Annotated in this window: 20 protein-coding genes; 8 read left to right on the top strand and 12 right to left on the bottom strand. The window is 56.6% G+C overall.

What is annotated here, in order from left to right; all coding sequences use genetic code 11:
• Positions 1 to 100 precede the first annotated feature (100 nt).
• The 3 genes from nadE (at position 101) to cho (ending at position 2,804) form a co-directional block, all read left to right on the top strand.
• Positions 101 to 925, top strand: a complete 825-nt coding sequence (nadE, locus tag NIM72_RS20085) for an ammonia-dependent NAD(+) synthetase (protein ID WP_222924118.1) — start codon at positions 101 to 103, stop codon at positions 923 to 925.
• A 60-nt stretch (positions 926 to 985) separates the two neighbouring features.
• Entirely contained in the window at positions 986 to 1,876 is an 891-nt protein-coding gene (gene yddG / locus NIM72_RS20080; protein ID WP_253421734.1) for an aromatic amino acid DMT transporter YddG, read from the top strand.
• Between the two features lie 67 nt (positions 1,877 to 1,943).
• Positions 1,944 to 2,804: an excinuclease Cho gene (gene cho / locus NIM72_RS20075; RefSeq protein WP_161735854.1), complete on the top strand. Its 861-nt coding sequence runs from the start codon at positions 1,944 to 1,946 to the stop codon at positions 2,802 to 2,804.
• A gap of 72 nt (positions 2,805 to 2,876) precedes the next feature.
• Here the strand turns inward: cho and spy are convergent, their stop codons facing one another.
• The 6 genes from spy to NIM72_RS20045 all read right to left on the bottom strand — a co-directional run bounded on the left by spy (position 2,877) and on the right by NIM72_RS20045 (position 9,763).
• Entirely contained in the window at positions 2,877 to 3,371 is a 495-nt protein-coding gene (gene spy / locus NIM72_RS20070; protein ID WP_161735856.1) for an ATP-independent periplasmic protein-refolding chaperone Spy, read from the bottom strand.
• Positions 3,372 to 3,678: 307 nt separating this feature from the next.
• Positions 3,679 to 4,674, bottom strand: coding sequence for a succinylglutamate desuccinylase (gene astE / locus NIM72_RS20065; RefSeq protein WP_253422146.1), 996 nt, complete (start codon positions 4,672 to 4,674; stop codon positions 3,679 to 3,681).
• Between the two features lie 49 nt (positions 4,675 to 4,723).
• A complete protein-coding gene (gene astB / locus NIM72_RS20060; protein ID WP_253421733.1) occupies positions 4,724 to 6,052 on the bottom strand; it encodes an N-succinylarginine dihydrolase in 1,329 nt (442 codons plus the stop codon).
• Positions 6,049 to 7,518, bottom strand: a complete 1,470-nt coding sequence (gene astD / locus NIM72_RS20055; protein ID WP_253421732.1) for a succinylglutamate-semialdehyde dehydrogenase — start codon at positions 7,516 to 7,518, stop codon at positions 6,049 to 6,051. Before astD ends, astB begins: the two co-directional genes overlap by 4 nt.
• Entirely contained in the window at positions 7,515 to 8,546 is a 1,032-nt protein-coding gene (gene astA, locus NIM72_RS20050; protein WP_161735862.1) for an arginine N-succinyltransferase, read from the bottom strand. The genes astD and astA overlap by 4 nt, the downstream gene beginning before the upstream one ends.
• Entirely contained in the window at positions 8,543 to 9,763 is a 1,221-nt protein-coding gene (locus tag NIM72_RS20045) for an aspartate aminotransferase family protein (protein ID WP_161735864.1), read from the bottom strand. The genes astA and NIM72_RS20045 overlap by 4 nt, the downstream gene beginning before the upstream one ends.
• A gap of 926 nt (positions 9,764 to 10,689) precedes the next feature.
• Here NIM72_RS20045 and NIM72_RS20040 point away from each other — a divergent pair.
• Positions 10,690 to 11,763 carry a porin gene (locus tag NIM72_RS20040; RefSeq protein ID WP_161736837.1) on the top strand — a complete coding sequence of 358 codons (1,074 nt, stop codon included), beginning with the start codon at positions 10,690 to 10,692 and terminating at the stop codon, positions 11,761 to 11,763.
• Positions 11,764 to 11,840: 77 nt separating this feature from the next.
• On the opposite strand, the gene NIM72_RS20035 is transcribed toward NIM72_RS20040, so the two are convergent.
• Entirely contained in the window at positions 11,841 to 13,397 is a 1,557-nt protein-coding gene (locus NIM72_RS20035) for a bifunctional diguanylate cyclase/phosphodiesterase (protein WP_253421724.1), read from the bottom strand.
• Between the two features lie 606 nt (positions 13,398 to 14,003).
• Here NIM72_RS20035 and NIM72_RS20030 point away from each other — a divergent pair.
• The 4 genes from NIM72_RS20030 to NIM72_RS20015 all read left to right on the top strand — a co-directional run bounded on the left by NIM72_RS20030 (position 14,004) and on the right by NIM72_RS20015 (position 16,980).
• The gene (locus NIM72_RS20030) at positions 14,004 to 15,548 is read left to right on the top strand and encodes a methyl-accepting chemotaxis protein (RefSeq protein ID WP_161736839.1); all 1,545 of its coding nucleotides are present in this window, start codon (positions 14,004 to 14,006) and stop codon (positions 15,546 to 15,548) included.
• Entirely contained in the window at positions 15,545 to 15,856 is a 312-nt protein-coding gene (locus tag NIM72_RS20025; protein ID WP_161736840.1) for a hypothetical protein, read from the top strand. Before NIM72_RS20030 ends, NIM72_RS20025 begins: the two co-directional genes overlap by 4 nt.
• Before the next feature lie 335 nt (positions 15,857 to 16,191).
• Positions 16,192 to 16,686: a MarR family winged helix-turn-helix transcriptional regulator gene (locus tag NIM72_RS20020; RefSeq protein WP_161736841.1), complete on the top strand. Its 495-nt coding sequence runs from the start codon at positions 16,192 to 16,194 to the stop codon at positions 16,684 to 16,686.
• A 93-nt stretch (positions 16,687 to 16,779) separates the two neighbouring features.
• Positions 16,780 to 16,980, top strand: a complete 201-nt coding sequence (locus NIM72_RS20015) for a hypothetical protein (protein WP_237566777.1) — start codon at positions 16,780 to 16,782, stop codon at positions 16,978 to 16,980.
• 153 nt (positions 16,981 to 17,133) lie between these two features.
• Here NIM72_RS20015 and NIM72_RS20010 read toward each other — a convergent pair whose 3' ends face one another.
• From NIM72_RS20010 to NIM72_RS19990, 5 genes are all read right to left on the bottom strand, one after another.
• Positions 17,134 to 18,456 carry a PAS domain-containing methyl-accepting chemotaxis protein gene (locus NIM72_RS20010; protein WP_202605114.1) on the bottom strand — a complete coding sequence of 441 codons (1,323 nt, stop codon included), beginning with the start codon at positions 18,454 to 18,456 and terminating at the stop codon, positions 17,134 to 17,136.
• A gap of 229 nt (positions 18,457 to 18,685) precedes the next feature.
• Positions 18,686 to 20,119 (bottom strand): YchO/YchP family invasin, encoded by a 1,434-nt coding sequence (locus NIM72_RS20005; RefSeq protein ID WP_253421722.1) that lies wholly within the window; start codon positions 20,117 to 20,119, stop codon positions 18,686 to 18,688.
• A gap of 175 nt (positions 20,120 to 20,294) precedes the next feature.
• Entirely contained in the window at positions 20,295 to 21,092 is a 798-nt protein-coding gene (locus NIM72_RS20000) for an SDR family oxidoreductase (RefSeq protein ID WP_161736842.1), read from the bottom strand.
• 11 nt (positions 21,093 to 21,103) lie between these two features.
• Positions 21,104 to 22,171 carry an ABC transporter permease gene (locus NIM72_RS19995; RefSeq protein ID WP_253421720.1) on the bottom strand — a complete coding sequence of 356 codons (1,068 nt, stop codon included), beginning with the start codon at positions 22,169 to 22,171 and terminating at the stop codon, positions 21,104 to 21,106.
• A 38-nt stretch (positions 22,172 to 22,209) separates the two neighbouring features.
• Complete coding sequence (locus NIM72_RS19990) at positions 22,210 to 23,742, bottom strand: sugar ABC transporter ATP-binding protein (protein WP_161735622.1); 1,533 nt, start codon at positions 23,740 to 23,742, stop codon at positions 22,210 to 22,212.
• Positions 23,743 to 23,749: the final 7 nt, after the last annotated feature.

Genomic DNA, 23,749 nt, shown 5'->3' with positions numbered 1-23,749 from the left:
TAATCAGTTGCCGCTTAAGCTTGTTGTTTTGGCGAAGGCACGTTAGCTTTATTAAAACGTTCGCATCAAGCCGACAGGCCACTGACCTGAGGAGAAGTTCATGTCACTGCAGCAGGAAATTATTGAAGCACTGGGTGTGAAACCCGCTATCGACGCCGACCAGGAAGTGCGCGTCAGCGTCGATTTTCTTAAAGCCTACCTGAAACGTCACAGCGGACTGAAAACGCTGGTGCTGGGAATAAGCGGCGGCCAGGATTCAACCCTGGCAGGCAAGCTGGCGCAAACGGCGATTACGGAACTGCGTCAGGAGAGTGGCGATAATGACTACACCTTTATTGCCGTGCGTCTGCCCTATGGTGTGCAGGCGGATGAGCAGGATTGTCAGGACGCGCTGGCGTTTATCGGGCCTGACCGTTCACTGGTGGTCAATATCAAAGAGTCGGTGCTGGCCAGTGAGCGCGCGCTGAAAGAAGCCGGTATTACGCTTTCCGACTTCGTGCGCGGTAATGAAAAAGCGCGCGAGCGAATGAAAGCGCAATACAGCATCGCAGGCATGACCAAAGGGGTAGTGGTCGGCACCGACCACGCGGCAGAAGCGGTCACCGGATTCTTCACCAAGTATGGCGATGGCGGCACTGATATCAACCCACTGTTCCGCCTGAACAAGCGCCAGGGCAAACAGCTGCTGAAGCATCTTGGCTGCCCGGAGCATCTCTACCTGAAGAAACCGACTGCCGATCTGGAAGACGATCGTCCTGGCCTGCAGGATGAAGTGGCGCTGGGTGTCACCTACGAGATGATCGATGATTATCTGGAAGGGAAAACCATCAATCCTGATAACGCCCGCATCATCGAAGGCTGGTATCTGAAGACCGAGCACAAACGTCGCCCGCCGATCACGGTATTTGACGACTTCTGGAAGTAATTCCACGCCTCCTTTGCCCCGACAAGGGAGGCTTCTCTCACTCACCTTGTTGATCGCTGCATGCCTGTCACCGTTTCGCGCGCCACTTTCATCGGACTTATTGCCATTCTGCTATGGAGCACCACCGTTGGCCTGCTGCGCAGCGTCAGTGAAGCCTTTGGTGCCACTGGCGGCGCGGCGCTGATCTATACCACCACAGCGCTCCTGCTCTGCCTGAACCGCGGCCTGCCAAAGCCCGGCGCAATGCCTGCAATCTATTTATGGCTGGGCGGGACCCTCTTCGTGGGCTATGAAATCTCTCTGGCGCTGGCGATCGGGCTGGCCAGCGATCGCAGTCAGTCGCTGGAGCTGGGAATGATTAACTATCTCTGGCCCTGCCTCACCATCGTGCTGGCTATTCCATTTAATCAGCAACGTTTCCGCGTCTGGCTCTGGCCCGGACTGCTGCTGTCGCTGCTGGGGATCGTCTGGGTAATGAAAAGCAGCGGCAGCGGCTCGCCTGCGCTGTTATGGCAGAACATGCTGCGTAATCCTGTCGCCTATGCACTCGCCTTTATCGCTGCCCTGACCTGGGCGATCTACAACAACGTTACCCGCCGCTGCGCCCGGGGTTCGAACGGCGTCACGCTGTTTTTTATCCTGACCGCGATGGCGCTGTGGATTAAATATGTCTTTAGCGATCGTGCCGCGCCGATGACCTTTGCACTGGTTCCGCTGCTGGAGGTGCTGTTTGTCGGACTCTCTACCGCTATCGCCTACTCCGCCTGGAACCACGGGATTCAGCAGGGCAACCTGACGCTGCTGGCCACTGCCTCGTATTTCACGCCCGTGCTGTCGGCCCTGCTGGGATCGCTATGGCTCGGCCTGACGCCACCGCTGGTCTTCTGGCAGGGGGTCGCGATGATTACCCTGGGTTCGCTGATCTGCTGGCTGGCGACACGGCGTCTTTAACCAGACGGCTGGCGATCATTTCGCCTGCCTGTTATGCTGTATGGACAACCAGTAAGTGGAGTTCATTTTGGCCAGACGTGCTGCCATTCTTCGTCCCGAACCCGACGCGAATAAAATTTATCAATATCCTGAACACCTGCGTGAATGGCTGGAAGGTCTGCCGAATCACCCTGGTGTCTATACCTTTCACGGCGAGAGTGAGTCACTGCCGCTCTACATCGGTAAAAGTGTCAATCTGCGTTCGCGGGTAATGTCCCATTTTCGCACCCCTGATGAGGCGAAAATGCTGCGTCAGTCGCGGCGAGTAAGCTGGATCCCTACCGCAGGTGATCTCGGCGCACTGCTGCTGGAAGCGCAGATGATCAAAACCCAGCAACCGCTGTTTAATAAGCGGCTGCGCAAAAACCGGCAGCTCTGCTCGTTACAGATTACCGATGGCAAACCGAATGTGGTTTACGCAAAAGATCTCGATTTCAGCCAGTCTCCCAACCTGTTTGGCCTCTATCGCAGTCGCTTTGCTGCGCTTGAACGACTGAAGCAGCTTGCGGATGAGTATCAGCTCTGTCATGGCCTGCTGGGTCTGGAAGCGCTGAGTGCGGGTCGGGGCTGCTTCCGTTCGGCACTGCGCCGCTGCGCCGGTGCCTGCTGCGGTAAAGAGCCGGTCAGCGATCATCAGGATCGTCTGCTGGAAGCGCTGGAGAATGTCCGGGTCTTTTGCTGGCCCTGGCAGGGTGCCGTAGGTCTGGTGGAGGAAGGCAAAGAGATGACCCAGATTCACGTCATCGACCACTGGTTCTATCTTGGTTCGGTGAACAGCATGGATGAGGCCAGAAAACTGCAGCGGCCCAAAGGCGGTTTTGACCACGACGGCTACAAAATCCTCTGCCGCCCGATTCTGTCGGGTGCCTACCCGATTCTTCCGCTATAAAAAAACCGCCGATGCTGCCCACTTACTTCAGTGGACAGCGTGGGCGGTCTCAGACCGGTGGCTTAGCTAAGGTTATTCAGCCGGTTCTGCTGGCGGTGCCATTTTTCCATCATGCGGGCCTTTCTCCGTCAGACGCTTTTCAAAGTTCGCGTTGTACTGTTTTTTCTGTTCCGGCGTCAGCACGTTATAGAGCTTGTTCTGAGTTTCCAGCATCTTCAGCGCATGCTCTTTCGCATTTGCGGACATTTTTTCTGCCTGCGCTTCTGCTTTGCTCTGGTCGAAGCTGTCAGAGGCAATGATGCTGTGGGCTGCGCGACGCTCATCCAGCGACGGACGCTGCATATCTTTGTGGCTCTCTTTCATGATGTCACGCATCTGCGTTTTCTGCGCGTCGGTCAGGTTCAGACCTTTAAACATCATCTCCGGGCCATGACGCATTGGCGGTTTATGCAGTGCTTTTTCGCTGCCTGCTGGCGGTGGAGTCAGGTTATCTGCAGCAGCATGGACGGCGGTAGCTGCACCAAACGCCAGCGAAGAAGCCAGTAAAAGGGAAGTCAGTTTGCGCATAATCGTGTCCTTATAATTCATGATAATGACGACAGCACTCTGTCGCGTCTTCGGAAACAAGCATACGACGCTGAACGTCAACTACTCAGAGCCTGAGTAAAGCCGTGAAAGCATAAAAGATAAAAATCGGGCAATCATGAAGAGAATAAGAAGAAAGGCGTGAGGAATTGAAAACGTTTATGAATTTACAGCGAATTTCGCAGAAATCATGGAGGAGTGTAAGGGTTACGACAGGAAAGCGGAAGGCTCTCTCGCGCTTTTCCTGCCGATTTTTTAGCGCCATGAACAGCGCTGGTAAGTTCAGCCATCAGACCGGCAGTGCCTGAGTCTGTTCGCCCTCTTCTATCAGCATCAACCCGGCACGCAACCCGGCTGCTACGTTGGGGTTTGGGAACAGCACATATTCCCGTGCCTGCTGCACGTAATAGCGGGTGTTGCCATCTTCCGCCAGTAACGTCCCCTGTGGAAAGGCGGTAAAGTTCAGCGTTTCCGGCGACATATGGAGCGTGAAGTGCTCACTCAGCCGGGTGATCTGCTGCGCAACCCGATAGTGGCGCGGCTTAACGGTAGTGACGGGCATGGCTTCACCATAGAGTAAAGATGCCAGCGCCTGCTGTGCTGCACTGAACTGGCTGAGATCGTTCTCGCCAAACGGCAGCGCTTTGCCCAGCTCGAGGGTACAGCTGGCCGCACCGAAGTGTTCGCAGCTGAAGTGAGTAAAGGTGCCGCCCGGCGCGCGATGGAAAACCAGCGCTTCCAGCCCGGCAGCGGCCAGCCAGTCAAGAAACGCAGGCGGCCAGGGGCGCTCGTTGTGCGGCATCACGCCGAACTGAGGATGATAAGAGCCGCGAATCGCCGTGTGCATGTCGAGATGCCAGCGCGTCACATCGCACTCGCCCAGCTGCCAGAACGTTTCCAGCGTCTGCTCCAGCCGCAGCACGCGGCGGGCCTCATCGCCATCGTCAATCTGCTGCCAGCGTCCGCCAAACAGCCGGTTGATGTCATAGCGCACATAGCGCTTACCCGCCCGCAGCGCTGTGGGATTACCCAGAATCACCAGCATGCGCTGCTGCAGCGATTTTTCACCGCGCAGCAGGGGATTAATCAGCTGGTTCACGATTTCAACCGGGGCGGTTTCATTACCGTGGATCCCGGCGGAAAGAACCAGCGCCTGTTTAACCGGCACCGTTGGCTCCATTAACAGTATGCCGTGATACAACCACTGCCAGCGAAGATGCGCCGTTTCACCACTGCGCTTACGCGGCACCTCGCCGGAAAGCGTTTGCTGTAAAAAGTCCTGCATCATTCCTCCTTTGCGCCTGAGCAGATGGCAGACTCTTCTACCTCCTGCTTCACTGCTGAAATGCGTATACATTTCCTAAGTCTAGCAGCTTCGTCAGTTCATCCAGCGCGTCCCGTCCCTCACGCAGCAACTGCGGGTCGACCAGATCGGCCTGCGTCAGGTGATCGCGGTAATGGCGGTCAACCCAGCTATTCAGTGTGCTAAAGAGTTGATCGTTCATCAGCACCGCCGGATTCACTGCCTGCTGCTCCTCTGGTGTCAGCACGACCCGCAAACGCAGGCAGGCTGGCCCCCCTCCGTTATACATGCTTTCGCGCAGATCAAATACCTTCAGGGCTTTCAGTGGCGAGTCCCCTTCGACCTGTTCGCACAGGTAGCGCCAGACGCCCGCATGCTGACGTGACTCTTCCGGCAGCACCAGCATCATCGTGCCGTCGGGACGGCTCAGTAGCTGGCTGTTAAACAGATAAGTCTCTACCGCCTCTTTCACTGACACCCGATCTGCCGGCACTTCCAGTGCCACAAAACCGGGGACGTGCGCCCGAAGCTGCGCCAGCAGTTCAGGCTGATCAACAAAGGCGTGCTGATGACAGAACAGCATCTGCTGGTTGCTGACCGCAATTACATCGTTATGAAACACACCCTGATCGATCACCACAGGATTCTGCTGGGCGAACAGCACGCGTTCGGGTGAAAGCTGATGCAGACGGGCCACCGCCTCGCTGGCCTCACGTGTCTGCCGCGCCGGGTAACGTTGCGGAGCGTTGCCCTCATGGCTGCTGTCGCGGCCATAGACAAACAGCTGCACGCCGCGCTCGCCATAGGCGCCGCCGAGCCGGTTGTGGTTAGCCGCGCCTTCATCACCAAACATCGCCACCTGCGGCAACGCATCATGCACGGCAAAATGGCGGTCGTCGCGGAAGATGGAACGCAGCAACCAGACCGTTTCCGGCGCTTCCATCGCCCGGTGGAATTTGTTGTTAAGGTTTGCCACCGTCAGGTGAACCCGGCCATCCAGGCTGTCTGCTGACGGCGAAACCGTAGCGGCATTGGCGACCCACATTGCCGACGCGGAGCTGCAGGCGGAAAGTATTCCCGGCGTAGTTTTCCCGGCCGTCGCCAGCACCTGCTCATCGCTGCCGCTGAATCCGAGCTGACGCAGCGCCGCAATATTGGGCCGCTCATGTGGCGGGATCACCCCTTGCACGTAGCCCATATCGGCCAGCGCTTTCATCTTCAGCAATCCCTGCTTTGCCGCCAGACGGGGATTCGAGGGCTGCAGCTGGTTGCGGGTTGAGGCTTCGTTACCAAACGACAGCCCGGCATAGTGGTGTGTTAATCCCACCAGCCCATCAAAGTTGGCTTCGGTTGCCTTCATGATCTCGTCTCCGGTGCGGAGAAATCGAGTCCCGGCGACAGCGTAGCGGGTAACGTAAGGTCCGGCGTCTCCAGTGAGGCCATCGGCCAGGCGCAGTAATCCGCCGCATACCAGGCACTGGCGCGATGGTTGCCCGACGCCCCAATGCCGCCAAATGGTGCGGTACTGGCTGCGCCAGTCAGCGGTTTGTTCCAGTTGACGATGCCGGCGCGTGCTTCCAGCAGCAGCTGATCAAACTGCTGGCGCGAAGGCGAAATTAATCCGCACGACAGCCCGTAACGGGTCTGGTTCGCCAGCGCAATCGCCTCATCAAAGGTGTCATAGCGGACGACGCCCAGCAGCGGACCAAAGACCTCTTCATCCGGGATGCCCTGCACGTCGGTCAAATCGATAATGCCTGGCGTCAGAATGGCGCTGTGGCGATCCGGCCAGCGCATCGCCAGCCGCACCTCACCGCCCGCCTCAACCCGACGTTGCCACTCACTCATAATCTTCTCTGCCGCGCCGGTCGAGATCACACTGCCCATAAAGGGTTGTGGCTCCGCATTCCACGCGGCCGGTTGAAGTCGCCCCGCCACCTCCACCAGCCGCTGCAGAAACGCATCACCCGCCTTGCCGCGTTTAACCAGCAGACGCCGGGCGCAGGTGCAGCGCTGTCCGGCGGTAATAAAGGCGGACTGCAACGTGATGTTGACGGCCGCATCCAGGTCAGCCGGATCTTCTACAATCAGAGCGTTATTGCCGCCCATCTCCAGCGCCAGCATCTTCTCAGGCTGACCGGCAAACTGACGATGCAGCTGATAGCCGGTATGGGCGCTGCCGGTAAACAGCAGGCCGTCGATCTGGCTACAGGTGGCCAGCGCCTGCCCGGTTTCACGTCCGCCCTGCAACAGCGCCAGTACGCCAGCTGGCAAGCCCGCGGCCAGCCAGATCTCAACCGTTTTTTCGGCAGTCAGCGGCGTCAGTTCGCTGGGTTTAAAGACCACGCAGTTGCCCGCCAGCAGCGCCGGGACGATATGACCGTTTGGCAGATGACCGGGGAAGTTATAGGGACCAAACACCGCCAGCACGCCGTGGGGACGATGGCGCAGCGAGCTTTCGCCTTCATGCTGCTCACCGGTGCGGCTATGGTACGCCTTTACTGAAAAGCCGATTTTATTGATCATCGCGCCGACTTCGGTCAGCGCTTCCCAGCGCGGCTTGCCGGTTTCACGGGCAATGGTTTCTGCCATTTCTGTTTTGTGCGCTTCAAGCCCGGCCGCAAATTTCTCTATGATCGCCTGCCGTTCCGCCATTGGGCGTCTGGCCCAGACCGGAAAGGCGCCGCGCGCCGCGTCACAGGCCACCGTGACCTGCGCGGCCGATGCCGCCTGGCCCTGCCATAGCGTCTTGCCGCTGACCGGATCCGCTTTGGTCAGGACCTCCGCGTCACCGTCTACCCATTCTCCCTTTATCAGGTGCGTCATGCTGTTTTCTCCTCTTTGCAGAGCGTCACCACGCGCAGGCTGTCGCCCGGCTGGCAATGGAGCGCCCGCATCTGTTCATCCGTAAGCTGTACGCTGTCGCTGTCGGCATGGGCCGGGATCAGCGCCACACGGAACTGGCGGTAATGGTTATTGGCAACCAGGCAGAGCGGCGCATCAGCCGGGTTTTCACCCCGATCTGCGCTGCGCAGACGGCTTTTGCGCACAGCACGGATATGGTCGATATCGCACTCCAGCGTCGGGCCGCCATCAAAGATGTCAACATAGTTGAGGTAGCGGAAACCTTCCGCCTCCAGCACGGCACGGGCAGGGGCAGTTTGTGGATGCACCTGCCCGATGACCGCCTGCGCCTCTGGCGTCAGGTAGTCGATATAGAGCGGGTGTTTCGGCATCAGCTCCGCGATAAACGATTTCTGGCCGGTGCCGCTGAGGAAATCGGCTTTACTGAATTCCATTGAGAAAAAACGGCTGCCCACGCTCTCCCAGAACGGCGAATGGCCCTGCTCATCGCTGACACCACGCATCTCAGCCACCACGCGGTCGGTGAAGCGTTCACGGAAGTTCGCCATAAACAGGAAACGGGACTTCGAGAGCAGATAACCATTTTTGCCGTCACGGTAATCGGGATCGAGAAACAGCGTACACAATTCACTGCTGCCGGTGTGATCGTTACTCAGCGACAGCGTTGGCAGCGCGGCGTAGACATTCAGCTCTTTCGAGGCGTGCACCTGCGTGCCGACGCGAAAGTTGTACCAGGGATCCTGCAGGCCGACCGCCACCTCGATAGCGCAGATGCCGACAGCGCGATTATCTTCACTGTCCGCCAGTACAAAGACATAGCCCTGTTCAGCGCGCGGCAGCGTATCCTCCCAGGTCTGCAGCGATCGATCGATACGCGCCTGTAAGGTGGCGCTATCAACGGGCAGCGAGGTCAGCCCACCGCCGGTTTTACCGGCCAGCGCCATCAGCTGGCTTAAATCATCGCGTTCAACCGGACGGATTACCATCATGATGCGGACCCTCGAACCAGGCGTGCACACACCTCAGCAAAGCGTGCCATGCCGAGCTTCACTTCCTGCTCACTGATATTCAGCGCGGGGGCAAAACGTACCACGTTGGCCCCGGCAATCAGCACCATCACGCCCATCTCAGCGGCGGCAAGGTTGATTTCTTTGGCTTTACCGGCAAAGTCGTCGCTGAGCACCGCGCCAATCAGCAGACCCAGACCGCGCACCTCTTTAAACAGATGCAGGCGCTGATTGATCTCATCAAGGGCCGCGACAATCCACTCGTGGCGCTGCGTGACACCTGTCATCATGTCAGGCTGGTTGATCAGCTCCATCACTTTACCGGCAACCGCGCCCGCGAGCGGATTGCCGCCATAGGTGGTGCCATGGGTACCGACGCCCATCACCAGCGCCAGATCGTCACGGGTCAGCATCGCACCTATCGGGAAGCCGCCACCCAGCGCTTTGGCGCTGGTGAGGACATCCGGCGTGACGCCATAGTGCATATAGGCGTAAAGCGAACCGGTACGCCCCACGCCGCTCTGCACTTCATCAAAAATCAGCACGGCCTGATGCTTATCACAGAGTTCACGCAGTCCGCGCAGGAACGCTGGATCGGCAGGCAGCACGCCGCCCTCACCCTGGATCGGTTCAACAATTACGGCGCAGGTATGGTCATTAATCAGTTCGGCAGCTGCAGCCAGATCGTTAAACGGTGCATGCTGAATCTCAGGCGGCAGCGGCGCAAAATCTTTTGAGTAGGCGGGCTGACCACCGGCTGAGACGGTAAACAGGGTGCGACCATGAAACGCATTTTTAAACGCCACGATGCCACTTTTATGCGGGCCAGCACGGTCATGCGCGACTTTACGCGCCAGTTTCAGTGCTGCTTCGTTTGCCTCCGCGCCGGAGTTACAGAAGAACACCCGGTCTGCAAAGGTGGCGTCGATTAACTGCTTCGCCAGTCGCAGAATCGGTTCGTTGGTGTAGCCATTACCGGTGTGCCATAACCGTGCGGCCTGTTCCTGCAACGCCTGCTGTAACGCCGGATGCGCATGCCCTAACGCATTGACGGCGATGCCACCGGCAAAGTCGATATAGTCTTTACCGTTTTGATCCCAAACGGTCGAGCCTTCTGCGCGAACCGGTATAAAGGTCGCTGGTGCATAAACCGGCATCATCCATTGATCGAAATCGTGACGCGAAACGTGCAGTGCCATAACCCACTCTCCTGCTTTACTTTACCGGCCGGGTAAAGCTTATGTTTTAAAATTGTTAAAAGATGTTGTAGTGCAGCCCTACTGTAGAGTGCAGTTAACGTGCCAGCCAGAGAATTAATGCATAAAATGATTACCACAACGCAATATCAATGAGTTAGGTGGTTACAATATTCACTTAATTTGCATATATAGTGAATAATTTTCTGACTGAAGCGGCAAAGCCGGGTTTTAAACAGCAGAATTATGCATTCGCGGGATGAAATATCGCTTTTGTGATCGCTGATAAATTATCTCTCCATAAAAACCCATTCTTTGCCCTTTTTTAGCGCAGTTTGCCTCTCACTGGTGCAGCCGTAGCTGCGGGATTTCGTCTGGCAAAAGAGGGGTTAATGGCAAAACTTAACAAACTATTTTCATTTATCACGCCAGGCGAATTAATTTCCCCGCCTGTTATCGTTTAATTAATGATCAATATGATGACGCTTTAATCATTCTCGTGCGGATTATTTCTGACGTGATTATCGGGCGGGAAATAATATTTATTAAAAGATGCACAGATATTAATATGCAGGCTAATGGTTAGAAGTGAATCCTTGTGGAATTATCACTATCAGAATACTCACTATAATTAATGCAGAGCTTTATCTGATTAATTTATATACTTTAAAGTTATGAATTTTAGCGAAAAAAGGCATTTAACTCATTGATTAAAAACCATATCTATACAGAAAGTTCAGGCATTTTATTAGAAGAAAATCTTATTACCTTGTCATTTAATCTTCTGTTGTCCGATGATATCCATTAGCTGAATATAGACATCACATTTTGTTACTTTTATTGCACTTTGTAATTTTAACTTTTTGTGTCATTTTCATTTCACCCCGCATCAGGGGAATAATAATTAATGAATACAGGGTAATAATTAAATGATGAAGCGCACTTTACTGGCGGCTATTATGCCGTTACTGATCGGTCTTTCCTCCGCACAGGCCGCAGAAATTTATAACAAGGATGGCAATAAGCTGGACCTGGTCGGCAAGATTAACGTGTCACACCTCTTTTCTGATGACGATAACAACAACGGCGATACTTCTTCGTATGCCCGTTTTGGTTTCAAGGGCGAGACGAAGATTACCGATCAGCTCACCGGTTATGGTTTCTGGCAGTATCAGTACAGCCTTCACAACTCCGAAGGCAGTGACGCACAGGCTACCAACCGCACCCGTCTGGGTTATGCTGGCCTGAAATTTGGCAAGGCCGGTGCGCTGGATTACGGACGTAACTATGGCCTGGTCTATGACGCGCTGAGTTACACCGATATGCTGCCGTTCTTCGGCGGTGATTCCGGTTATACCGACGCCTTCCTCTCTGGCCGCTCAACCGGCGTGCTGACCTGGCGTAACAGTGATTTCTTTGGTCTGGTAGACGGGTTAAACCTTGCTGCACAGTATCAGGGCAAAAACGACCGCAGCAGTAACATCGACGGCGTGCGTCGTTCCAATGGCGATGGTTTTGCCCTCTCCGCGTCTTATGACTTCGATTTCGGCCTGAGCTTCGCTGGCGCATTTGCCAGCCTGGATCGCACCACGGCGCAGAACGCAGCCGCACGCGGTGAAGGCGATAAAGCCCAGCACTGGGCGACCTCAGTCAAATATGATGCGAACCAGGTGTATCTGGCCGCGATGTACGGCGAAACTCTGAACGCCACGCCGATTAGCGGCGGCTTCGCCAACAAAGCGCAAAACTTTGAAGCCGTGGCGCAGTATCAGTTCCTGAACGGCTTGCGTCCATCCGTGGGTTACGTCTCATCGAAGGGCAAAGAGATTGAAAATATCGGCGATGCCGACATTATTAAGTACACCGCCGTGGGTGCCACCTACTACTTCAACAAGAACATGTCGGTCTATGGTGAATATCGCATCAACCTGTTGAAAGATAACAACCCGCTCGGTCTGGCGACCGACGACATCACCGCGCTGGGTCTGATTTACCAGTTCTGATGAGACAGCAGGCCCGGCGCTTCCTGCCGGGCCTGTTGACTGACTCACGCCAGGCATAATCTGTTCTCACGCCGGTTTCAGCCCAGCGCCCTGACTAAGTTAACTGCCACGGCCTCTTCCTCCATCAGCTCTTCCACGTTGGCCGAGGCCAGCAGCGTGGTTGCCTGCCCGGCAGGTACCGGACGGCTGAAAAGATACCCCTGACCATAATCACAGCCGCGTTTTCTCAGCCACCGCAGCGTGGTGACGTCCTCGATCCCCTCTGCCGTAATCACCACATTCAGCCCCTGACAGAGCGCCAGCAGCGTTTCCACGACTTTCCGCTGCTCCGACCCGGTCACAATTCCGGCAATAAACGTCTGATCAATTTTGATTTTGGTAATACCCAGCCCCAGTAATACGGAGAGATTGGAATAGCCGGTACCGAAATCGTCCAGTACCACGCCGATACCGTCCTCTTTCAGCTGACGTATCGCCTCACGGGCATCATCAGAGATGGTCATGACGTTCTGTTCCGTGATCTCCAGTTCCAGCATAACCGGTCCGGCTTGCTGCATAATGCGGGACAGACAGGTGGTCAGCGACGGTCTCAGCAGCTGCTCCGGGGTAATGTTCAGCGACAGGCAGAGCCCGGCAGGCCATGCCCGTGTTGCACTGACCGCATCCTGCAGCAGCGCCACGGTCATGCTGTCCATCAACCCCAGCCGTTCCACCACCGGCAAAAACTCGGCCGGTGAAACCGTCTGCCCCGACGCGGTGATCCAGCGTGCCAGTATTTCAAAGCCGGTAATATTTCCGCTTCGCAGCGACACCAGCGGCTGCAGAAAGGGAACGATAGCGTGGCCGCTGACGGCGGCAACCACCTCCTGCTCCAGCCTTTCGCGCTGGCGAAAACGCAGTTCCATATCTGGCGAGAAGCGCGCCAGATAGGCGCCCTTCTCCTGCTTCGCCTCGTATAACGCCAGATCGGCTGCCCGCATCACATCAGCCTGCGCCGTGCAGGTTGAGCTGGCAATACCGGCTGAGAGACTCAGGAAGGTGTGGGGACCGGTGCGGATGGATGTCGCCTGCTGACAGAAACGCCTCGCGGCATCAAGCGCCTGATCCGCCTGAGAAGCATCGGCAACAATGGCAAACTCATCCCCACCTACGCGGAATACCTGGCTCCCGCTGTCGGCCGAGGCAGTCAGCAGACTGGCCAAAGCGATCAGCGTGGCATCACCCTGACGATGACCGTTCAGATCATTGATACTTTTGAACTCATTAATGTCGAGCAGTGTCAGGGTATAGGGCACCTCACCAGCATCAAGTTCTGCAATATACTCATTCAAGGACCGGCGGTTCAGGACCCCGGTCAGCGCATCGGTTCCGGCCAGCCTGAGCGCATCTTTTTCCGCTCTGAGTGCTTTGCGGATCAGATTCGCGATAAACAGCGCCGGAATAATCATCGCCAGCCCGGCAAATGAGGTTGAGGTCACGATAAACCGCACCCGCTCACTGGTTTCAAAATCGGGATCGTAGCCCAGGCCCAGCAGGCTGGAAATCCGTGCCTCAAGCCCGAATTCCCACAGTGTTGAGAGTAAAATGATGGTCGCAATATTCAGCACTGCGAGCCAGAAAAGTTTCAGGCGCATGCGTTCATTCCCGGTGATGGAGAGTGTCAGAGTGTTGTTTTAATTATCAGTAAAAAACCGGGGTGTATTTCTTATAGCCTGTCAGCTTAACTACCGACGATAATCACCCCTCCGCTATTTCTTTTTATAGAAATCACGCGTTCTCACCCGCCTCGCGCCAGCACAACAGAAGAGCTGCACTGAGCGGCGCGTGCCGGTTACGTCATCAATATCGATGAGTGTTCTATCGGCAGCGGCGGCGAGATTAACAGGCCGGTCCGGTTATATTTGTGCATTACAAGGGTTCCGACGGGTTATGCATCCGGGATGGTGCACCACCGCACAGCGCGTCAGAATGCACCATGCCAGCCATATTAAATTTCTAATTAACAATAAGTTGATGTGTCATTATCGCCGCAGGTCGTTGCGCAAATTTGCGTTACAAAGCCTGAGAATATGACACTTTTTTATTTTTTTACTGTCGGTCCAATCACGCGGGGCACACTCCGGCAGAACGGACTTTTGTTGCACAAAACTAAATAGCGATCAATTTAGTTGAACCCAACCCTACAGAACCCTCTCCGACTGCCGATACCGGATTACCCAACGAACGCTTCTGGAAGATCGATGAAAATCTCAACGCGCCTTAGCGCAGGTTTTGGCCTGCTGATTTTGCTATTTATTATTTGTGCCGGTACCGCGATTCAGGCGCTTAATAGCGCCCGTAATAGCATGGACGAAGTGGTCAATGTCCGGCTGAAAAAGTACCAGACCGTACTGGATATGCGTGGCGGCGTGCGGGATATGGCTATTGCAGTGCGTAACCTGGCCCTGATGACCGATCCTGTTGCGATGAAGCCAGAATGGGAACGTCTGCAAAAACAGCAGGCGCTTTACATCAGCAATCGTGAAGCGCTGTCGCACATGATGCAAACTGACGCCGGCCCCGCGGGACGCGAGGCGATGGGCAGAATTGAATCTGCCGAAGGGGCCGCGCTATCCACCCTGATGAACGCCGGGAAACTCGGGCTGGAAAACCGTCAGCAGGAGGTTACCGACTATCTGTTAACCGTAGCGCGTCCTGCTCAGCAGACTCTGCTTAAAGCGATCAACGATCTGACGGAGCTTGAGATGCGCAACAGCCGGGATGCGGTGGTGGAAAACGGTAACGCGATCGCCCGCACCACCTGGATACTGATCATCCTGGCAGCAATCTCCGTGCTGGCTGCGGTCGCCACCTGCGTGTTTATTGTGCGTATGCTGATGCGTCAGCTGGGCGGCGAACCTGTTCAGGCACAGACGCTGGCTGCCGCAATTGCCGCTGGCGATCTCACCTCCGCAGTTACGCTACGCCGTGGCGACAGCACCAGCCTGCTTGCCTCGTTAAGCGGTATGCAGACCAATCTGCGCGGGCTGGTGTCGCAAATTAAAGAGGCTTCCGCTTCGGTGGCGCTGGCGGCCGATGAGATTTCTCAGGGCAACAGTGAGCTGTCATCCCGTACCGAGCAGCAGGCTGCTGCGCTGCAGGAAACCGCAGCCAGCATGGAGCAGCTCACTGCCACCGTAAAAAGCAATGCGGCGGGCGCGCATCAGACGGCGGGTTCAGCACGCGAGGCTGCCACGCTGGCTCATGCGGGCGAAGTGGATGTTCAGCGCCTGTCAGAAACCATGCATGACATTTCGCTGAGTGCCGTGCGGGTGCGTGACATTACCTCTGTGATAGAAGGTATCGCTTTCCAGACCAATATTCTGGCGCTTAACGCTGCCGTAGAAGCAGCACGTGCCGGTGAAGACGGTCGCGGATTTGCTGTGGTCGCGGGTGAAGTCCGCTCGCTGGCCCAGCGCAGCGCCACTGCAGCGCGCGACATCAAGCAGCTGATTGAGCAGGCGGTCACGCAGGTTGAAGAAGGCGTCACCGTAGCGGCAGGAACGGGTGAGCGCATCCTGGAAATTGTCAGCCGCGTGGGCGAACTGGCCGATGCCATGGACAACCTCTCACTCTCCTCCGGTGAACAGATGCAGGGCATCTCCCAGGTCAGTATTGCAGTCAGTCAGATGGACGGCGTCACGCAGAATAACGCTGCGCTGGTGGAAGAGTCCTCTTCCGCGTCACAGTCCCTGCTGGCGCAGGCGCGCGATCTGCGCGGCATGGTGGGGACCTTCACCGTATGAACCCTTCCGGCGGACAACTCTCCGTCGGCACGGCTGACCTTATCAGCCGGATCGGTGGCCTGAAACAGGATGTGGATATTCTGCTTCAGCAACTCAGTGAAGGCGAGTATCTGAGTGTGGATACGTTCGCCAATAACTGGATACATCTGACCCAGCTTTACAGCCGGATTCAGGCGCACATGAGTGATCGCGCCCTGATGGACAAACTGGTGCGCAGCGACCTGTTGCTGGCCGCTGACCTGCTGGCGGTGGGAAGAATGATTGCGGTCATGGATAACTTTCTGCGCTGCGCGGTCATTACCCGATGACCGGATCAGAGCGCTGACAGTGCACGGCATTCACTTCTGCGTTAAATGCTGAAATTTTGCAGCAAATCTTCGCCGTTTTGCCCCTGGCGCACGTTGTGCGCCAGGGGCTGCGCCCGGTTATATTGACTTCAATTTAATTTGACTCAATACTGAGCCACCTTTCAACCGGAGGCGTAGCCAACGGCTTTTCCTCTCGCCGCGAAAGCGATTGAAAGTTGGGTTTCTGACACCCGAAAAGAGATGCTGCTGCAGTCAGCATCTCCCCGATATACACTTAGCAAGACTTCAGGGCTGATAAGCCGCCGGTGGTCTGGCTCTCCTGCCCCGGACTCAGAATGAGTAAAAATATGAATGATGAAACCGTGGGGATCGCTGATACGTCTCCCGCCAGTGCCGCGCCAGAAACCATCGACCAGTTTCTCTGCTTTGCGCTCTATTCCGCATCGCTCGCCATGACAAAGCTCTATCAGTCGCGGCTGAAACCGCTTGGGCTGACCTATCCGCAGTATCTGGTACTGCTGGTGCTGTGGGAAAAAGATCGCCTGACCGTTTCTGAGATTGGCGCGCGCGTCCGGCTGGATTCCGGCACGCTCAGTCAGCTTCTGAAGCGGCTGGAGAGCGCTGGCATTATCTGTCGGCAGCGTGACACCGGGAAGGATGAGCGTCGGGTTGTGGTCTCACTGACGGAACAGGGCCACCAGCTTAAAGTCGCGGCGGCGGGTGTCCCGGCAGATATGATCTCAGTAATGGATACCGCCTGCAGTGAGCTGGGTGAACTGACGACCCAGGTTGCCACACTGCGGGAAAAACTGCTTAAGGCTCTGCCATAATGCTCGCTTTCGATAAACAGACGGGCAGGCTGAATCACCGACGCGTTGCCCATTCAGATGCTGTTCAGCAGAATTGCTGCCCTGGAGTTTCTTTTGAGCATCGATAAACCGGCGGATATGGATGATGTCCATGCCGTGGTAGGACAGGCTGTTTCCAGCCTGCTGAAGTCAGGTAAGACAGCAGGAATCCAGGAAATCATTGCGTTTCTGAAACAACAGGAAGCGCGGTCTGTCAACGGTCAGAGAGAAGTCTACGCCAGAGCCGTTCGTGTCGTGACGAAACTGGTTAACTGACCATGCCAGGCTGAGCGGCGCTGTTCAGATAAGCGTCACAACCGCCGTTCCTTATTCTCCTGTTCGTACCCACGCCGGACCTGGCCCGATTCATCCCTGCTCTTCCGGGCCACGCCTTCACCGGCCCTGTTTACCCGGCCGATGAAGGCGTCGTTATTCGCTATGTGCCGCGCGGGCAACGTCTCTGACGGCGCTTTCAACCCGCTCTGAATCCTTCTTAATACTGGCAATCACGTCTCCTGCCTCACGCATCAGCAGTACCCCCTGACCGGTGTTCGCCAGCGAGGTTTCAATTCCCCGCAGCACCTCTCTGGCCAGTTGATTATTCCCTGTGGCTACCCGCTCAATCTCCTCGGTCGCACTGCTGACGCTGGCCGCCAGGCTGCGGACCTCTGCCGCCACAACGGCAAAGCTGCGGCCTGACGTGCCCGCCCGCGCCGCTTCAATGGCGGCATTCAGTGCAATAAGGCGGGTCTGCATGGCAAAGCGTCGGATGGTTTCAACCATGCCATTAATGCTGTCAGACTGGCTGTTCAGGCGCGTCACATCTGCCGAGACCACGCTCATCTCTTCAGCAATCCGGCTGATCATCTGAATGCTGTTGTCGATAACATCCGCACCCGCCTGTGCACTTCCCCGCGTCTGTACGGCCATGTTCCAGGCATTTAATGCCGCATCATATTCCTGCTGATTACGTAGCACCTGTTCCGTCACATCGGTGGCGAATTTAACAATTTTAATGAGCTGTCCATCGCTGTTAAAAACCGGGTTGTAAGTGGCCCTGAGCCAGAGCGGTTCGCCACGCCGGTTAAGACGGGGAAACTGGCCCGAAAAAAACTCGCCCTGATTCAGCCTCACCCAGAACTGCCGATACTCCTCACTCTGAGAGAGCGCATCCGAACAGAAAAGCCGGTGATGCTTTCCTGTTACTTCAGCAGCCTGATAGCCGGTAGCCTTAAGGAAGTTATCATTTGCCTCCAGCACGTGGCCGTCAGGACTGAATGCGATCACGGCCATGGAGCGGCTGATCGCATTGATGATGGACTCCTGCTCCAGTGATGACTGCATTCTTTCTGAAATATCAGCCGCTATTTTCACGATTTTGAATACCCGTCCGCGCCGGTCAGTCACCGGAATATAGCTCGCCTCCAGCCAGACCGGTCGCATGCCGTTCGCCAGCCGCAGATATTTATCACTGAAGCTTTCGCCTGCCGCCAGACGCTGCCAGAAACGTTGGTACTCTGGCGAGTTCACCAGCGCGGGCGGGCAGAACATGCTGTGATGCTGGCCGACAATGTCGTCCGCCCGGTATCCCATGGCGGCCAGAAATAGCGGGCTGGCTTTCTGAATAATGCCCTCAGGCGTGAACTCAATCACGGGCATAGCGCGCCCCAGCGAGCGGAAAGACGCGGCGGCGTGCAGATCACGCTGACGAAGAAAAGCAGGGACAAGATATTTCAGTAAACTCAGGCGCATAAGCAAGACCAGTAAACGATGGAATTGCTCTTATCATCGGCATTTTGCCAGCGTCCCTTACGCATCGCTGCGATAGTTGCGACTGATGATTGCAACATGATGTTACTACTGACACATAAGCCTGACGGCCGCACAGCATCGGTACAGTGGTCAGATGAATCCGGGCGGACGGGTCATGCATCACGCTGGTCAGATTTACCCGCCAGAGCGCAGTGCTGGCAGGTTCCCGCTACAGCGTCGTACCGGTAGGCGCCATTAAATCGTAACGATCGGTCTGCGGAGCCGCGTCCATCGCCATCGGTGGCTCAACCTTAAGGGTGATCCAGTTAGAGGTGACACGCTGCTGCTTGCTGTCCTCCAGCGTCACCGACAGCCGGTATTCGTTGCTGGCGTCTGGCGACGGATCCCATTGCGGTAAAATCACACTCCAGCCCTGCGGATCGGCGTTATTGGCTGGTGGCGTCAGGCTCAGCGCCTGCGTGTCACCCTGCCAGCTCACTGCCCTGATGTCATTGCTGGCCCGCACCTGTAGCTTCAGCGGCAGACTCTCGCCACTGCTTAACTGCCAGGGCGGTGTCGCCAGAAATACCGACAGGGTTTTGCGCTGACGGAATGAGAGCACCGGCGTATCGCTGCGGGTCACGGTATCGTAACGGCTGCCACGCAGAGAGCGCGCTTCCGCGACGTTACCGGCGTCAAGCTGACGGCTCAGCGCCACGCCGAAGCGATAGTTCAGTTTCAGCCCCAGTTGATCCTGGCTTTCACCGGCACTGCTGGTTTTGTGAGTAGCAGACAGCGTTACCAGCGGCACCGGTGTGTAAGAGAGGCCAAACGACATGGCAGAGGGATTGTGATAGCGGTTGCCGCTGTTAAACAGATCGACATTTTCACCCAGATATTGCTGATAGCTTACCGAGACGCCCAGCTGACGATAAAAGGGCAGATAGCTCTGGCTGGTGATGTCATAGCCGCGCGCCATGCGCTGCTGCTGCGAACTGCCAAGATTTTTCCAGCCGGAAAGTGGCTGATAGTAGTTGGCAGAGAAACGCATCGAATCACTCCAGGCTTCAGTTCCCACCGAGGCGCGCTGCAGGCCGCTGCTGAAGACGTGTTCAACAAAGCCGTTGTAGCCCAGCAGCCAGTTACCGGCGTCCCACCGCTGTCCCAGTCCCGCATTGCCGACCAGACCCTCACCGGTATCATGCAGGCCAAGCTGGCTGAAGGTAAGCTGGCTATTCTCGTCGGCCAGTGCGCTGAAGAGATCGCCGCCAGTGCCGGTGAAGTTTCCGTTCATGTCGACTTTCAGGTCCAGCTGCGCATTACCATAAGGCGACAGCAGTGACTGCCCTTCGCTCTCAACCCGACCGGCCACTTCATCACGCAGATGATTGAACGCCCAGACGCCCGCCTGCTGGCCAAACGTCACATTGCTGTCGCTGTTGTTACTCGCTTCACCGATGCTTTTCGCCACAGCCGCCAGCTTTTTGCTCCATGCTTCATCCTCGTCGCGGGTGCTGCCGAGCGTCGGGAGCGAATCACTGTAGCGCGCAGGATTGTCGAAGGGCGTTTCTGACACTGTTGTTTCAGTCTGGAACGCGTGAGCGCTCTGCAAGGCAGAGAGCGACAGCGCAATCAAAGAGAGAACCCCTGTTTTCCGTATCATGTCACCTGGCACATTGATTAATTTGTCACTGCGATAAAAGTCAAATTCATTCACAGTTACCTTAACATATTGTGACGGCGATGCAGGACAGCAGAGGCAAATTGTGCATATACCAGAAAAGTCTGGCAGAAAAAAAGGCCTGCTATGCAGCAGGCCTGGATCATCTCTGGCGTCATCAGGAGAAGATTAAGCCGCCATCGACATTAATAGTCTGTCCGGTGATATAGCGCGCATCTTCTGAAGCCAGAAACGCCACCAGCCCGGCCACATCCTCCGGCTGACCGGCACGCTTCAGCGGAATATTTTTCACCCACTCGGCCATCAACTCACCTTTGCCGTAGGTTTTCTCCTCGCTGCTGAGGATCTCGCCCCAGACGCGATCGTTGTAATCCCACATCTCACTCTCAATGATGCCGGGACAGAAGGCGTTGACCGTAATGTTCCACGGTGCCAGCTCCAGCGCCAGACTCTGAGTGATGCCGATGACCCCCATTTTGCTGGCGGCATAGTGCGGCGTGTAAATAAAGCCCTGCCGTCCCTGCCCCGATGAGGTGTTAATCAGACTGCCGCTGCCCTGCTTCACCATATATTTCGCGGCTTCACGACAGCAGAGCCAGACGGCGGTGGTGTTCACAGCCAGAATCCGCTCAAAGTCGCTTTTCGGCATGGTGTCGAAACGGTCAATGGTGATCACGCCCGCATTCTGAATCGAGACGTCAATCTGTCCAAAGCGTTCAAAGGCCTGTTGATAGAGCTGCTGCACCGCCGCTTCATCCGTAACGTCGACCCGCAGCGCCAGAATCTCACTGCCGTACTGCTCTTGAAGCTGGTCAGCGGTGGCAAAGACCCGATCGGCATTCGACACCATCACCAGCCTGGCCCCGTCGCGGGCGAAACGCGCCGCGATCCCGGCACCGATGCCGCGACAGGCACCGGTAATCACCACTGTTTTTGCACGTTGTTCGCGGCTCATAATTGCTCCTGTTAACTGTGACGAACATCAGTGAGAGGCGCTGCCTGCTGCTTTTTTTCATGGCGACGCAGCAGCACCACTTTGCTTTGCAGACGCTGCTGGAACTGGTCGATCACGACGGCTGTGACAATCACCAGACCTTTAATTACCATCTGCCAGAAATCGCTGACGCCCATCATCACCATGCCATCCGCCAGGAAGACGATAACGAACGCGCCAATAATCGAGCCGGACACCCGCCCACGCCCGCCCGCCAGCGCCGTGCCGCCCAGCACGGTGGCACCAATGGCATCCATCTCAAACATGTTGCCGGTCATCGGATGCGCAGTCTGCAACTGAGAGGCCACCACCAGCCCAACCAGACCGGCGCAGAGGCCGGAAAAGGCGTAGACAAAAACTTTCACTTTGATAATCGGCACGCCCGCCAGTCGCGCGGCGGACTCATTGCCGCCAATCGCGTAGATGTAACGGCCCAGCGGGGTTTTGCGCGTCAGGTAGAGGCCAAGCAGTAAGAAGCCGAGCATCAGCCAGATCGGCAGATACACGCCCAGCACGGTGCCGGAACCCAGCAGGGCAAAACCGGTGTTGCCCAGCGCGGGCATCCCGACCAGATTGGCGTAGGTGCCGCCGTCGTTGAACAGCAGTGCCGCCCCGCGCGCCACATACATCATGCCCAGGGTGCAGATAAAGGGGGCCACGCCCAGTCGGGTGATCACCGTGCCGTTAATCAGCCCCACCAGCACGCCAAAGATCGCCACCACCAGAATCACTTCAGGCACGTTGAGAAACAGCGTATTGCCGCCCCATAACGGAATGCCATTGGTCAGCAGCGCGCCCGCCACCATGCCGCAGATCCCCGCGACCGCGCCCACCGAGAGATCGATACCGCCGGTGAGGATCACCAGCGTCATGCCAATCGCCAGCAGCCCGGTTATGGCGACGTGCTGCGTCATAATCAGCAGGTTAGAGGGCGTCAGAAAGTTCGGCACCATCACGCTGAAGAAGCCGACTACAATCAGCAGCGCAATAAAGGTGCGCGCCTTGAGGAGGTACATATAGAGCAGGTATTTTTGGTTCATGACATTCTCCGGCCAGCTTAGCCCAATGGGTCAGGCGCTTAATCCTGCGGGGTTGATGCCGCGATCAGATGTTCTCTCGTTGCCGCTGCGCGGGGCAGATCGGCCGTTATCCGGCCATCGGCCATCACTAAAATGCGGTCCGCGAGCGCCATCACCTCATCCAGTTCAGACGATGAGAACATGACGGCCAGCCCCTGCTGAGCCAGATTGCCAATCAGGTGATAGACGTCGGTTTTGGCACCGACATCGATGCCGCGCGTCGGCTCATCCAGCAACACCACCTGCGGCCCGGTCATCAGCGCTTTACCCAGCACGACCTTCTGCTGATTACCCCCGCTTAGCGCCGTGACCGGCAGATCGGGATCGCTGACTTTGATCGCCAGATGGCCGATCATCTCATTGACCCGCTGCTGCTCCCGGCCGGGATTCAGCAGCCCCAGCGCCCGGCGAAAACCGCGCAGGCTGAAATCAGAGAGTGTCATGTTGGCGGTGATCGACATCAGTTCAATCACCCCTTCGCCTTTGCGATCTTCCGGCACCAGCGCGATGCCACTTTTCAGCCGCTGCTGGAAGCTGCGCTTTGCCAGATCCTTACCGGACAGCCGTACCCGGCCCGACTGACAGGGCATCAGGCCAATCAGCCCCTTAAACAGCTCGGTGCGCCCGGCACCCAGCAGACCATAAATGCCGATTACCTCGCCCTTGCGCAGGGTAAAACTGACCTCATTCAGCTTGTAGCCACCGTTCTGATGCAGCGCGGTCAGCCCCTCGACCTCCAGCACCGTTTCTCCTTGTGGCGCAGGCTGATAGTCGAACTGTTTTTTCTTATCGCCCACCATCTGGGCGATAATCCACGGCACGCTGGCGTCGCGCACCTCGCGCTCACTGATAAAACGGCCATCGCGAAAAATGGTGATGTGATCGCCTATCTCCATCAACTCTTCCAGCCGGTGTGAGATGTAGATAATGGTGACGCCGCGTCGCTTCAGCTGGTCGATGACATTGAACAGCACTTTGACTTCCGACTGACTCAGGGCACTGGTGGGTTCATCCATGATCAACACCCTGGTATCCTTCGACAGCGCTCTGGCAATCTCCACCAGTTGCTGATGCCCGATGCCCAACTCGCCCAGCGGTGCATAGGGATCGACATCGAGCTGCAGCCTTTGCAGCAGCGACTTCGCCAGCGCGTACTGATACTTCTCATTGATGACGCCGCGCTGGAAAAACTCGTTGGCGATAAAAATGTTGTCCATCACGTTCATGTTGGGAAACAGATTCAGCTCCTGAAAAATGATGCTGATCCCCTGCTTCTCCGCCTGATGGGTGGAGTTCAGCGACACCACCTTGCCATCCAGCAGAATCTCGCCCGACGACGGCGTTTCAACCCCGGCCAGCATCTTCATCATGGTGGACTTGCCGGCCCCGTTCTCCCCAATCAGGACATTCACTTTGTTGCGGTAGACCCGATAGCTGACCTGATCGAGCGCGGTCACGCCGGGATAGAGACGCGACACGTTGCGCGTTTCGATAATCACGTCGCCGGACGTTTGCGGTTGCGGATTTTGCATCTGCCGC

It is taken from the genome of Pantoea sp. B550, from assembly GCF_024158165.1.
Lineage (GTDB): Bacteria > Pseudomonadota > Gammaproteobacteria > Enterobacterales > Enterobacteriaceae > Pantoea > Pantoea alfalfae.
Note: the sequence above shows the minus strand (reverse complement) of the source record. Positions and strands in the feature narration are given on the sequence as shown.